The sequence below is a fragment of the Brevibacillus sp. HB1.2 genome (assembly GCF_013332495.1).
GTDB lineage: Bacteria > Bacillota > Bacilli > Brevibacillales > Brevibacillaceae > Brevibacillus > Brevibacillus porteri.
Genome location: NZ_JABMIU010000010.1, coordinates 71,290 through 84,242 on the forward strand (window position 1 = coordinate 71,290; position 12,953 = coordinate 84,242).

A 12,953-nucleotide genomic window follows, 5' to 3' on the forward strand; every position below is an offset into this window, starting at 1 on the left:
CGATTAGCACAATTAGCTTCATTATGTCAAAAACGAGATCACGATACAAGCTATCGTCGATTGGAAGAAAAAAGAAAACACCTTCTTCCAAATGGTAAAAAGGTGTTTCGAACCTGCTTTAGTTTGTTTTCAAAACATCGTGATCGACGTAACGCTCGCCATTCAGTTCGCTGATGACATTGATTGCAACCTTGGCGCCATCACCAGATGTAATAATCGTATGTACGCTTACTCCCGCGCACGTACCTGCTGCCCATATTCCTTCGATGTTCGTCTTTCCTTGTGCATCGACATCAACAACGGTTTTAATCCGTGGCTCTGTACCTTCTTTGGTTTTTACCCCAATCGCTTCTGCCAAAGTCACGAGCGCTCCCGTTGCAAGAATCACATGCTTAGCCTCGAAGCTGCCTTTTTCCGCTGTCTCTACGAGTAAGCCTTGCTCTGTTTTGGTAATGTTGCTTACTTGGTCGGCTACCAGCTCCGCACCGAATTTCGCTGCTTGCTTTTTACCGATCTCAATGAGGTCTGGGCCTGAGATTTCCATGATGCCGTAGTGATTTTCCATCCACGCGCGCTTGGTCATGCTTTTGTCATTATCAATCAGTAACGTCTTCTTACCTGCTTTTGCAGCAAACAACGCTGCACTTCCTCCTGCCGGGCCTGCTCCAATAATTACGATATCAAACAAAGAAATCTCTCCCTTCCAAAATAACTTTCACAACATAATTATATACTAAGTATTATAAAGGTAGCAAGATCTTTTAACTAGTTTATCCAGTGATTTTTAGCTTCGAACAAATTATTAAAAAAACAATTGATATAACCATAAGCTTATATTGTCTTATTAATTGGTAAATATTTGAAATGCGAGGATTAAAATGATCGATTTTATCAAAAAAGGAAAAAAGTTGTTTTTAACCTCTCTTGCCTCCATGATGCTATTCAGCACTGTTCTAACATCTAGTTTTGCTGCAGAGACTGATGTATTATCCAAAGCATCCGTGAATGAAATGCTTCAATACGAATTTTCAAGTGAAGTCATGTCTGAAAACAAAGATGATCTTGAAAAATCACTTACCGATACTTTCGACAACCTGGACCTTGTTCTAAAAGGTATGAAATCCGATAGGGATCTTCAAGAAGCATTTTTAGAAAAGACTACACTTGAAGATGATGTGAAAAGAGATTTGGAGGAGTATTTTTCCGCTAATCACGATGATGAAAAAGAGCTGAACAGTTTAATACGTGATGTAAAAGACCAAATAGCTGAAAATCATTCGGTATTGCCCGAAATAACAGAAGTCCTGCTGTTGCAAAGTAACTCAAGCATTAAAAGCGAAGATAAAGTTCAAGCTACTATATTACCTATTCTCCTAAGACTGGCTCTTAAAGAAGCCGTTAAGAAAAAAATGGGGAAGAAAATAAAAAGAATGGCCTATGACGAATTTGAAGAAAGAATAGAGCCTGAGATATGGGCAGAAGTTGATGCGTTGCACGAACAATATAATGGAGATATTGATTATGACGGCCCAGAAGATAAAAATGAGTTAAATGGCATTAACCAAGGAGAAAAGGTTTTCAATATTATTCACAAGAGGACAAATAAACACTTATTGAGATTTCATATGAAAAGAGTGGACAAAGGTAGAAGCATTGACTTCCATTGGCATAAAAAGGATGATAATTTCGAGTGGCATCATGGCCAAACTAAAATTACGAAAAGTAATCAATTCCCAGAACATTGGGGAGAGGATTAATGGACAGGAAATCGTGTTAACACGATTTTCTCTTCTTCATGAAGGAGTGAGTGACAATCGATCTGCAAATAGGCTTCGTGATTGGAAAAAAATTAAATATCGAAAAAATTGAAGAGATTTTATACACCTATGAAAACAAACAAGCTGCATCTTGTAAGGTCGTATTAGACTATATGGAGATGGACCCAGATATTTTTTTAAGTCGTCCCTTTTCTTCCACAGAACAGGTACTCGTTAAAGATCCCGATCTCCTGGAAGCTGAACTCTCCCAGTCATATGATTTTGTATGGGTTGAAGTACTAGGCGGTATTGAGAGACATGGGCATCCTTCCGTTACTATCTCTGATATAGAATATGAAGGTAAGCTCATCCATGCGATAGACAATAGAGTGCTAATCTTTTTACGTGATATCATTATTGACAATCACGGAAGAGAACTACTTAGGAAGATCTGCCATGTCCCCAAACCATTACAATGGCTCGTCCTACCAAAAAAGGACGGCAAAACCCCACCCCCAGACTATATTCTTGACGAGATGGAGAAATGGGTGCGCAAGTTGATTGCATATGAGGTAGATTAATAAATAGGGAAAGGGCTATCTCAAACGTCATGCAAACTAACGTTGAGATAGCCCTCTTCTTTCACAATCTCGCGTAAATCCAGATTAAAATTACAAGAAAAAATCAATTTCTAGAACATTGGGGAGAAGATTAATGGATAGATAATTGAGGTACTTCGATTTTCTCTTCTTCAATAAGGAGTGAATGATAATCGAACTGCGAATCGGCTTTGTGATTGGCAAAAAAATTGATTGCAACAAAGTCCGGGATATTTTATACACCCATGAAAACAAACAAGATGCATCTTGTAAGGTAGTATTAGACTTTATGGAAATGGACCCAGAGATTTTCTTAGATCGTTCCTTCTCTTCCACTTATCCAGTCCCTATTAAAGATCCCGACCTCCTTGAAGCTGAGCTTTCCCAGTTGTACGATTTTGTGTGGGTTGAAGTATTAGGGGGCATTGAGAGGCACGGCCATCCTAGTGTTACTATCTCTGAAACAGAATATGAAGGGAAACTAATCCATACGTTAGACAAGAGAATGTTCATCTTTTTACGAGACATCATCAGTGACGATCAAGGAATACAACTTCTTGAGAAAATCTGCCATGTCCCAAAACCATTACAATGGCTCACTCTACCTAAAAAAGACGGAAAAACCCCGCCCCCAGACTATATTCTTGACGAGATGGAGCAATGGGTTCGCAAGTTGATTGCATACAAGATAGATGAATAAATAGGGAAAGGGCTATCTCAAACGTCTTGTAAACGGACAATGAGATAGCCCTCTCCTTTTACGAAGGTCGTGTAATCCAGAAGCGGCGAATGACCAATCCATCCTCGTCTGTACATTCCGACTCAAAGACGCCCCCGTTCTTCCGAATCGTTTTTTCCGATCCAACATTATCATAATCACAAATCACCAATACTTCGTTTATCCCCAGCTCGTTCGTGATGTTTAGGGCTTGCGCTAAAATTTCCGTCGCATATCCTTTGCGTCTCTCGGAAGGCCGGATTCCGTATCCGATATGCCCGCTGTATTTTCGTAAACGCTCGTTGAGACGATGTCGAATATTCACCGCCCCCACTATGCGTCGCTCCTCATTCACGAGCCAATACGTCGAATGAGGAACATAGCCATCCTGAAGATTTTCGTCGTTGCTTTCACTCTCCAGAAATTCCAGATACGCAGGAAAATCATAGGGCTCCCGATCCACTACCCACGGTACGATAGGCTCTCCACTTTCTTTCCACTCTTCGTAGAAGGAAATATACTCTGCTTGAAGTTCTGCACAAGGCTTCGTTACATACAGTTGCCCAGCCATCGTCTCACTCCCCTTGCACATTTTGGCGTAAAATTCTTTCTATTATATCTCCAAGAAGAGAGGTTTACTAGCCAAACAATCTTTTACTTCTTGAATCACTTCCACTGGTTGACTAAATGCCGCGTAGGAAGAAGCGCATTTCCAGTCCAAGCGCCTCTGGATCCCAACTCAGCTTCGGTAAAAATGGCGGGGAATTTCAGCTTCATTTATGGAATCCTTCATCGAAACTACAACGTTTGAAGCGCTCCCGCTATTTTTTCCGAAGCGGACAGTCAATCCCCCTTGCGGGGCGTAGGCCGAAGCGTAGACTGGAAATGCGCTTCTTCCCTTCACTACCGCTACTATCAAAAAAACAAAAAAAACGCGGCACAAGCATCGAATCGCTTGTGCCACGCTCTTAACTGATTAATATTTGTTAAACAACATGATCCAGAGGGAACCTGCAACGATTGTAAATACAATCACAAGTCCAAGAATCAATGTCTGCACGTTGTAGCGCGGTTTTTCTCCTTCGCGGATGTGCATGAAGAAGACCAACTGAATTACGAACTGCAAGACCGCCATTACCAAGATCGCGATTATGGTCGCCGTTTTACTCAAAATCGAGTTCATGACCAGCACGAGTGGGATAATGGTGAGCACGATCGACAGGATAAAACCGATTACGTACTCTTTCATCGATCCGTGACTATGATGTCCGCCATGGTTTTGATGTTGTGCCACCTTACATCACCCCCATCAAGTAGACGACTGTGAAGAGGAAGATCCACACAACGTCAAGGAAGTGCCAGTACAAGCTAAAGTTGGTAATTTTGCGGCGAGTAACCGCAGAGATTCCACGACGCTTCAGCTGCATAATCAACGCAGTCATCCAGAACAGACCAAGCGTTACGTGCAATCCGTGCGTACCAACCAGTGTGTAGAAAGCGGACCAGTAGCCGCTAGTCGCCATGGTTGCACCTTCGCTCATCAAGTGCATAAACTCAGTGACTTCCAACACTACGAAAGACAGTCCCAAAAGACCAGTTACAGCCAGCCAAGCAATCAGCTGCTTAACATTGCCTTTGTTCATCGCCAGAACAGCGAGACCGCTGGTAAAGCTACTTGTCAACAAGATAAAGGTTGAAGCAATAACACCTGGCAGCTGGAACAATTCCTGTCCAGTTGGTCCGCCAGCAAAGCTATTCATCATTACCGCATATGTTGCAAACAATGTACCGAACAGCACGCAGTCTGTTACAACGAAAATCCAAAAACCAAGAACCTTTAATTGTTCATGCTCTTCATGATGGTCGTGGTCGTGGCCGTGACCATGGTCATGATGCTGCGCCATCGTTACACCACCCTCCCCAGTGAAGCCTCAGTGCGACGCACTTCCTCCACCGGTACGTAATAATCCGTGTCGTATTGGAAGGAGCGTGCCCACATGCATGCGAATACTCCAATGAATCCAATGACGGCCATCCAAACCCAACCAAACGTGAAACCAAAACCTACCAAGAACCAGAAGTTCGCCATGATAAATGGAATTCCAGAGTTCTTCGGCATATGAATCGGCTCAAGTTTCGCCGGTTGTTCTTTATAGGTGCCATTTGCTTTTGCTTCTTTTGTTGCCCACCAGTCATCCATTTCTTTCACTTGTGGTACAACAGCAAAGTTGTAGAACGGTGCAGGTGACGGAATCGACCACTCCAGCGTACGACCATTCCATGGATCGCCTGTCGTGTCGCGCTCACCATTCTTGATGCTGTAAGCGATTTGCCATACTTGGAAGATGAAACCGATACCCATCATGAATGCCCCAACAGTGGATACGAGGTTCATATCTGCCCAGCCGCGGTCCCAACCGTACGTGTAGTAACGGCGAGTCATACCCATGAAACCGAGCGCGTATTGCGGCATAAAGCACACGTAGAAACCAATATTCCAGAACCAGAAGCCCCATTTGCCCAGCTTCTCGTCGAGCTTGAAGCCGAACAGTTTTGGCCACCAGTAGTAAATACCAGCCAAGTAACCGAATACTACCCCACCGATCAATACTTGGTGGAAGTGGGCAACCAAGAAGTAACTGTTGTGATACTGATAGTCTGCTGGAGCTACTGCCAGCATTACCCCTGTCGCTCCACCAATTACGAAGCACGGGATAAAGGCAATGGTCCACAGCATAGGTTGTTTAAAGGATATCCGACCACGGTACATTGTAAACAGCCAGTTAAAGACCTTAACCCCGGTCGGGATACCAACAACCATCGTTGATATCGCAAAGAAGGCGATAACACTTGCGCTCGTACCCATTGTGAAGAAGTGGTGAGCCCATGTAAAGAACGATACAACGGCAATGATCATCATCGCCCAAACCATTGATTTGTAGCCGAAAATCTTTTTGCGTGAGAACGTAGCCACGATTTCAGAGAAGATACCGAAAGCTGGTACTACTACGATATATACCTCAGGGTGACCCCACATCCAGATGAGGTTGAGGTACATCATCGGATTACCGCCGCCGTCCATCGTGAAGAAGTGAGCACCTGCAAAACGGTCAAGGAACAACAGTGCAAGTGTTACAGTCAAGATTGGGAAAGCGAAGATAATCATAATGCAGCTGGACAATACGGACCAGCTAAACAATGGCATTTTGGAAAGCTTCATGCCAGGTGCACGCATTTTGAGAATCGTTACGATAAAGTTAATCCCTGTCGCCAAACTACCGATACCGGAGATTTGAATCCCCCATATATAGAAGTTCTGACCTGGCCCAGGGCTGAATTCATTTTGTGACAATGGCGGGTAAGACAACCAACCAGCGTCCGGGGAGCCCCCGATTACGAACGAAATGTTGAACAGCATCGCACCGAGCATAAACAGCCAGAAGCTGAGTGCGTTCAAGAACGGATACGCTACATCTCGAGCACCGAGCTGAAGCGGTACTACCATGTTGAACAAGGCAAACATCATCGGCATCGCCATGAACAAAATCATGATCGTACCGTGAGTCGTAAAGATGGCATTATAGTGATCCGAGTTCAGGAACTCTACGTTCGGGAATGCCAGTTGCAAACGCATCAGCAGGGCGTCAACCCCACCGCGGAACAGCATCAGAAGCGATGCGATCAAATACATAATACCAATACGCTTATGGTCAACTGTAGTCAACCATTCACGCCATAGCCAACCCCATTTTTTATACTTAGTCAGAACGAATACGATCGCAACCATGGATAGTACAATCGATACGTCCGCACCGTAAATCAGCGGGTCACCTGTTACAAAGAACGTGGATGCAAAATCCTTAATGTTCTCCCACACGTGGTATTCCTCCTCCCTCTCGCCTAGTGGTTCATACTGGAATGATTCATTCCAGGCATGTTGTGCGATTCAGTCTTTTGCTGCGTATTTTGCGAAGTCTCATTAGAAGACTTGTCACCTGCAGGCGCAGGAAGTTTCTCCATCACATAGTCCATATCGTGACCATGGCCATATTTCGCAACGATCTCTTCAAACATACCTTCTGGGAATGCAGAATACGTAAACTTATCTGTCACGCCAGGCTTGCGAAGTTCTTCATAATCTGCCTTCGTCATAGCTGGAGTCGTACCTTTTACTTCTTTAACCCACTTATCGAACTCTTCTTTCGGTTTTGCCACTACATTAAACTGCATTTTGGCGAAGCCTTCACCAGAGAAGTTGGAGCTAAATCCAGCGAATGTACCAGGTTCATCTGCTTGCAGATACAGCTCGGTAGCCATTCCCGCCATCGCATAAATCTGTCCACCCAATTCTGGAACCCAGAAAGAGTTCATCGGTGCATCAGCAGATACCTGGAAGCGAATCGGTACGCCTGCTGGAATCTCCAGATGGTTAACAGTTGCGATATTTTGTTCTGGATACGTAAACATCCATTTCCAGTCCAAAGCCGTAACCTGAATGGTCATAGGGGCAACTTCTTTATTCGGGTTCTCTTTTAACAAATAAATATCACGGACAGTAAAGTAACCCAGCAATGCAACGATAACGATAGGAATAATCCACCAAATTACCTCTAGGGTTGTACTGTGTGCCCACTCCGGCTTATAACTTGCTTTATTGCCCGGTGTATCCCGATAGCGGTATACAATGAAAGCGGTAAGCACAATAACCGGAACGATAATGACAGCGACCAATATCGTGGAAATAATAATGAGATTGTACTGCGTTTCTGCTACAGGTCCTTTTGGATTCAAGACGAGGTATTCGCTACCACAGCCTGTCAGCAGAACGGTGCCCAACACTGCCAAGATCCAAAACTGGATATGCCTCAGCATTTTTCCTCCGCTCATTCTCCTAATCCCTCCTAGTCACAAACAACAAGCATGTAATACTTTGAGAGCGCAGTTCTTTTCAGGTGAACTTCGCCTCACATATGTCGATAGTGCAGTCACTCTCTATGGAGAGGTCTCGAACGAGGCTTTGGAAAACCTTCTTTTTTAACGTGCATTCACACTTTTCGAGAGTTCCTCACAATAGAGGTTTTTTAACACAAGTGAACTTCACTATTTGCCGCATATACATACTATCAGAGTCAGCGAGCTTTTGTACTCGTTTTTAACGACGTTCAATATTTCGTAGCTTTTCTGTTACAAAGTGTTCACATTGCAGTCACGAGTTGATCATATTCTTGTTAGGATTCTCCTCTAATGAAGTCCAGCACCCATTTTTGGTCATCTCGCCCAATTATGAATGTCAAGTTTTCTTTTCACTTTTAATAAAAAAATCAAAAAAACGCCAGCTCATTTGGCTGACGGCAAAATTCCATATAAATAAAAAAACCTCTCATTTATAAATGAAGAAAATGAGAGGTTCTCAACGGGACTATTTTTATCTTGTTAGGCGTCCGTTCTTTTTAGTGTCATTAAGCGAAACACCGTGCTCATAATGAAGATATTCATGCCAGCGATCAAAAATCCGATCGACACCATCAACGGCAAGTTCTGCGATCTGAAATCGCTTGCAGTGAAAGCCATAATAGCAGCACCAACAAATAGTACTGTCCAAGCCATCCATCTTAATACATCTGCTGCTTTTCGATCGTTATTCATAACACAAAACCCCTATCATCATAGATTTTTTGCGTGACCGTTTTTGTTTGATGCTCTTATTGTAACACAATATTCACTTGTTGTTCATATTTTGTTCATTTTTTTATAAAAAAATTGTCAAAACTTTTTTCATAAACCTATTGGCTATCGTGTTGTTACAAATTTACTTTGTGTCACAAATGTGAAAGCGTTATTGTTATAATGAATGGAGTAAACGGTTTCATACATTCCTAACATCTTGAACTGTCATCGAAGGTGGTTTGCCCATGGTTCATACACCCAAAAAAGCCCGCATCAGCCTCTTAACCCAAATGGTTCTGCTCATTTCCATCGTTGTCCTGATCAGTATGGGGATAGGAAATGCCTTATTTTCCTTCATATTAGATGACATTTTGGATCGTTATATTGGACAGCAAGCCATGACGGTCGCCAAGCTATCTGCCATGGACGAACGCATTATTGCAGCTTTTGAAACGGATGACCCTTCCAAGACAATTCAACCGATAGCCGAAACCATTCGGATGGAAACGGGCGCCAGCTATGTCGTGATTGGAAACAAGGACGGAATTCGGTACTCTCACTATGACCCAAAGCAGATTGGATTACCGATGGGAACCAGCAATGATCCCGTATTCTTAGAAAATCGCTCGGTCATTTATCGGGGGACAGGCATTTCAGGTCCAGCCATCAAAGCAAAAACACCGATCGTCAATAAGAAAGGCGAAACAATCGGCGTCTCCTCTGTCGGCTATGTGATGAGTGATGTAGAGAAAAAGGTCGCAGAATACAAGGAAAGGGTCGTTTCCTTATCCCTGGTGCTGCTGGTTATCGGAATTATTGGCGCGATTATCATTGCCCGACGAGTCAAGCGATTGATCTTTGGTCTGGAGCCAGAAGAAATCTCATTTTTGTTTACGGAAAAAGCAGCTATTCTTGAATCGATTCGCGATGCTACGGTAGCAGTCGATATGCAAGGGCGTGTCGTCTCGATGAACAAACGCGCACGTTCCCTCCTCCAAGAAGATTTGACCGTAGGCAAATCGATCGCTAGCCCGCAATTGCGCGACATCATTCATTCTGTCAATCGAAATACACAAGAAATGAACTACAAAATTTTGCTGGGGCATGAAATTTTTATAACCGACTACTCTCCTATTTTGAGCAATAATGAAATCAGAGGCGTGGTCTTCACATTTCGTCCAGAGTCTGAAATCGAGCAACTCACCGAAGAAATTACGAAAATCAGTTCCTTTTCGGACAATATGCGTGCACAAAATCACGAATATTTAAATCGTTTGAACACCATTTACGGTCTCCTCAAGCTAAAGGAGTACGACAAAGCAATCGAACTCATCACCGATGAAGTAAAGGAACGGCAGGATATTCTCGCCTTTATTATGAGTTCAGTCAAAGAGCCCTTCATCGCAGCTTGTTTGCTAGGGAAAATCAATCGCTCCAAAGAGCTGAAGGTATTACTCGAAATTGATCAGGACAGCTATTTGGGAAATGTACCTGACAGCTTGGATACAAAGGTATTGGTCACTATTCTCGGCAATTTGATCGACAACGCGATGGAAGCTGCCCTCGAATACAAAGGCTCTGACGCAATGGTCCACGTATCCTTTACTGATTTAGGTGGCGATATCATTTTTGATATCGAAGACAATGGACATGGGGTATCAAAAGAATTGGAGCCCCGCATCTTTGAAAGCGGTGTCACTACGAAATCAGGTGAAAATCGAGGACTCGGTTTGGCTATTGTGAAAAACGCCATCGAGGTGTTAGAGGGGCAAATTTCACTCGGAAAAAGTGATCTTGGCGGAGCGCGTTTCACCGTCGTCGTCCCCAAGAAATGGGACGAAGTAAGTAGAGAGGAGGCAATCCACCATGTCTGAGAAACCCATTACCGTCATGATCGTGGAAGATGACGAAATTGCAGCTAGAATCTATGAACAATTCACAAGTAAACTGGAAGGATTCCAGATTATTGCCACGGCCACGACTGGAAAACAGGCATTGGAGATGCTTCACGTCGTTACGCCGGATGTTCTGCTCTTGGATATTTATTTGCCAGATATGAACGGGATTGACCTGTTGCGTGAAGTACGGAATCATTTTCGCGGGATCGATGTCGTCATGATCACAGCCGCAAACGATGTGGAAACCGTGAGAGAAGCGATACGTGGCGGGGCATACAGCTACATCATCAAGCCGATTATGATCGATAAATTCATGTCTACCTTGGAGCAATATGCCAATACGCGACGTCAGCTGCAGCAGCATACAACCATTGATCAAACAGCAGTGGACAAGCTGTTTACAAAAGCCGCACACACTCCTGCTACCAAAACCGTTGAGACTGTCACTACACTCCCGAAAGGCATCGACAAGCTGACGTTAAAGCTGATCCGGGACAAGATGCAGGAGACCACTCAAAGCATGAATGCCGATGATTTGGCTGCACTTGCTGGCATGAGCCATTCGACGGTGCGCAGATACCTCGAATTTCTCGTCTCTATTAATGAGGTGACTGTCGAGACGTTCTATGGAACCGTCGGGCGTCCGGAACGAAAATACCGCTGGGTACCGCAAAAAACGGCCAAATGATGCCTGATGGCAAAAAGAAGGGGAAGCTTCATTTATGAACCTGAAGCTTCCCTTTTTCTTTTCTTGCTACTGGTTTTGTCGCACCTGGACTCTTTTCCCGAAACATCGTGATGATGGCAACGGCTGCGATGATCATGACAGCAGCAATCAAGGTTTGGCTTGTCAATTGTTCATCAGCGATCAGCCAGCCTAGAAATACAGCGACAATCGGGTTCACATAGGCGTACGTGGAAACCAGAGAAGGCTCTGCATTTTTCAAAAGCCAAATGTACGCCGTGTAGGCGACAATAGAACCAAATCCAACTAAATAACCAAAAGCAATCCAGGAACGCAGGGAAATCTCCGTTATATGCAGCTTCGTCCAATCGTCGAGAAACAGCGACGCGATCCCCAGCAAGCTTCCTCCGACGATCATTTGCAAGGCCGTCGCCATCACAGGCGATGCTGGGAGCTTTGCATTGCGCGAATACAGCGATCCCACTGACCAGCAGATCGAGGCAAACAGAAGCGCCACGATTCCGATCGTGTCGATCCCTTGATTGCCTGTTCCCTCGGGATGGACAACCAACACAGCGATCCCCGCCAAGCCAAACAGGATTCCTCCCATGACTCCAACAGTTGGCTTTTGCTTGCTGCCACCGATCCAGTTGAAAACGAGAATCCATAATGGAACCGTAGCGATTAACAAGGACGCGATTGCTGACGGTACCTTGAGTTGTGCCCATGCAACTACACCGTTCCCACCGAGAAGCAGCAGCGCCCCAACTATTCCAGCCCCTCTCCATTCTGCTGCACTTGGCAGCTCTGCTCCTTTCCAACGCCCAATCAGGAATAGGACCAATCCCGCCAGAAAAAATCGCGCCCCCGCCATAATAAAGGGTGGCATCGATTCAATAGCGATCTTCATTCCGAGATAAGTGCCTCCCCAAAACAGGTAGACCGCTAGCAATGCAATCGTAACGACAAATAATTTCGAATCTTTTTTTTCTGTCATTGTGTTTCCACCTTGGCTTTCAAATTTCTTTCCTGCCATCCTCGTAGATCGTCGACAAGATGAAGGTCGTGGAGGTTTCCAGTATTTCGTCATACTGGACCATTTCATCAATCAGATTGGTGATGTCTTCCGGTGCCGTCGCACGTACTTTTAGCATCATACACCACTCTCCCGCGAGCCGCTGGCATTCGATGATGGTCACGTTTGGTACCTGAACATTCACAATCTTTGCTGTGATTTCTTTGAAATCCTGACATCTTGCTTTGACGAAGATCAATACCTTCAGTCTTTGCTCTAATTTCCTCCAGTCAATGATGCCACGGTATCCCTTGATAACGCCATTCTTTTCAAGCTTGGCAACCCGTTGGTGGACAGCTGGTCGCGAGATGTGCAGCAGCTTGCTGATTTCCTCGTGAGATATCCTTCCGTTTTCCTCGAGCAATTGAACAATTCTCAGGTCAACCTCATCCATCACATACCTCCTGTGGTTATAGTAGCATATTTTCCTTCATATAGACCATTCGTACTCTATATTGACCGAATTCAAACGAATAGTAAATACAGAAGCAAGATATCAAAAATATAATGCAATAAAACCGTCTTGAAAGCCCCCTTATCATTACGAATCGTTA

At 44.2% G+C, this 12,953-nt stretch carries 14 protein-coding genes; 5 read left to right on the forward strand and 9 right to left on the reverse strand.

All coding sequences use genetic code 11. The features are described from left to right. Nucleotides 1-118: 118 nt before the first annotated feature. The gene (locus HPY28_RS20835) at nucleotides 119-688 is read right to left on the reverse strand and encodes an FAD-dependent oxidoreductase (protein WP_007722324.1); all 570 of its coding nucleotides are present in this window, start codon (nucleotides 686-688) and stop codon (nucleotides 119-121) included. Between the two features lie 190 nt (nucleotides 689-878). Between HPY28_RS20835 and HPY28_RS20840 the strand changes: the two genes are divergently transcribed. From HPY28_RS20840 to HPY28_RS20850, 3 genes are all read left to right on the forward strand, one after another. Continuing rightward, nucleotides 879-1,757 (forward strand): YpjP family protein, encoded by an 879-nt coding sequence (locus HPY28_RS20840; RefSeq protein ID WP_174231312.1) that lies wholly within the window; start codon nucleotides 879-881, stop codon nucleotides 1,755-1,757. A 50-nt stretch (nucleotides 1,758-1,807) separates the two neighbouring features. Beyond that, nucleotides 1,808-2,338: a hypothetical protein gene (locus tag HPY28_RS20845; RefSeq protein WP_173623195.1), complete on the forward strand. Its 531-nt coding sequence runs from the start codon at nucleotides 1,808-1,810 to the stop codon at nucleotides 2,336-2,338. Between the two features lie 184 nt (nucleotides 2,339-2,522). Continuing rightward, nucleotides 2,523-3,056 carry a hypothetical protein gene (locus HPY28_RS20850; RefSeq protein WP_174231313.1) on the forward strand — a complete coding sequence of 178 codons (534 nt, stop codon included), beginning with the start codon at nucleotides 2,523-2,525 and terminating at the stop codon, nucleotides 3,054-3,056. Nucleotides 3,057-3,114: 58 nt separating this feature from the next. Here HPY28_RS20850 and HPY28_RS20855 read toward each other — a convergent pair whose 3' ends face one another. From HPY28_RS20855 to HPY28_RS20880, 6 genes are all read right to left on the reverse strand, one after another. Then, a complete protein-coding gene (locus HPY28_RS20855) occupies nucleotides 3,115-3,645 on the reverse strand; it encodes a GNAT family N-acetyltransferase (protein ID WP_174231314.1) in 531 nt (176 codons plus the stop codon). 405 nt (nucleotides 3,646-4,050) lie between these two features. Next, a complete protein-coding gene (gene cyoD, locus HPY28_RS20860) occupies nucleotides 4,051-4,368 on the reverse strand; it encodes a cytochrome o ubiquinol oxidase subunit IV (protein WP_100169655.1) in 318 nt (105 codons plus the stop codon). A 1-nt stretch (nucleotide 4,369) separates the two neighbouring features. Further along, complete coding sequence (gene cyoC / locus HPY28_RS20865) at nucleotides 4,370-4,978, reverse strand: cytochrome o ubiquinol oxidase subunit III (protein WP_069846385.1); 609 nt, start codon at nucleotides 4,976-4,978, stop codon at nucleotides 4,370-4,372. Between the two features lie 2 nt (nucleotides 4,979-4,980). Next, nucleotides 4,981-6,951: a cbb3-type cytochrome c oxidase subunit I gene (locus HPY28_RS20870; RefSeq protein ID WP_017247321.1), complete on the reverse strand. Its 1,971-nt coding sequence runs from the start codon at nucleotides 6,949-6,951 to the stop codon at nucleotides 4,981-4,983. Between the two features lie 23 nt (nucleotides 6,952-6,974). Continuing rightward, entirely contained in the window at nucleotides 6,975-7,961 is a 987-nt protein-coding gene (gene qoxA / locus HPY28_RS20875; RefSeq protein ID WP_017247320.1) for a cytochrome aa3 quinol oxidase subunit II, read from the reverse strand. A 546-nt stretch (nucleotides 7,962-8,507) separates the two neighbouring features. Further along, complete coding sequence (locus HPY28_RS20880) at nucleotides 8,508-8,720, reverse strand: hypothetical protein (RefSeq protein ID WP_069846390.1); 213 nt, start codon at nucleotides 8,718-8,720, stop codon at nucleotides 8,508-8,510. 266 nt (nucleotides 8,721-8,986) lie between these two features. Between HPY28_RS20880 and HPY28_RS20885 the strand changes: the two genes are divergently transcribed. Together HPY28_RS20885 and HPY28_RS20890 are read left to right on the forward strand one after the other, a co-directional pair. Further along, nucleotides 8,987-10,615: an ATP-binding protein gene (locus tag HPY28_RS20885; RefSeq protein WP_254476173.1), complete on the forward strand. Its 1,629-nt coding sequence runs from the start codon at nucleotides 8,987-8,989 to the stop codon at nucleotides 10,613-10,615. Then, nucleotides 10,608-11,327, forward strand: a complete 720-nt coding sequence (locus HPY28_RS20890) for a response regulator (RefSeq protein ID WP_174225361.1) — start codon at nucleotides 10,608-10,610, stop codon at nucleotides 11,325-11,327. Before HPY28_RS20885 ends, HPY28_RS20890 begins: the two co-directional genes overlap by 8 nt. A 28-nt stretch (nucleotides 11,328-11,355) precedes the next feature. Here the strand turns inward: HPY28_RS20890 and HPY28_RS20895 are convergent, their stop codons facing one another. Both HPY28_RS20895 and HPY28_RS20900 read right to left on the reverse strand, forming a co-directional pair. After that, on the reverse strand, nucleotides 11,356-12,321 hold the full coding sequence (locus HPY28_RS20895; protein WP_017247316.1) for an EamA family transporter: 966 nt from the start codon (nucleotides 12,319-12,321) through the stop codon (nucleotides 11,356-11,358). Nucleotides 12,322-12,340: 19 nt separating this feature from the next. Continuing rightward, a complete protein-coding gene (locus HPY28_RS20900; RefSeq protein WP_017247315.1) occupies nucleotides 12,341-12,793 on the reverse strand; it encodes an Lrp/AsnC family transcriptional regulator in 453 nt (150 codons plus the stop codon). Nucleotides 12,794-12,953 lie beyond the last annotated feature (160 nt).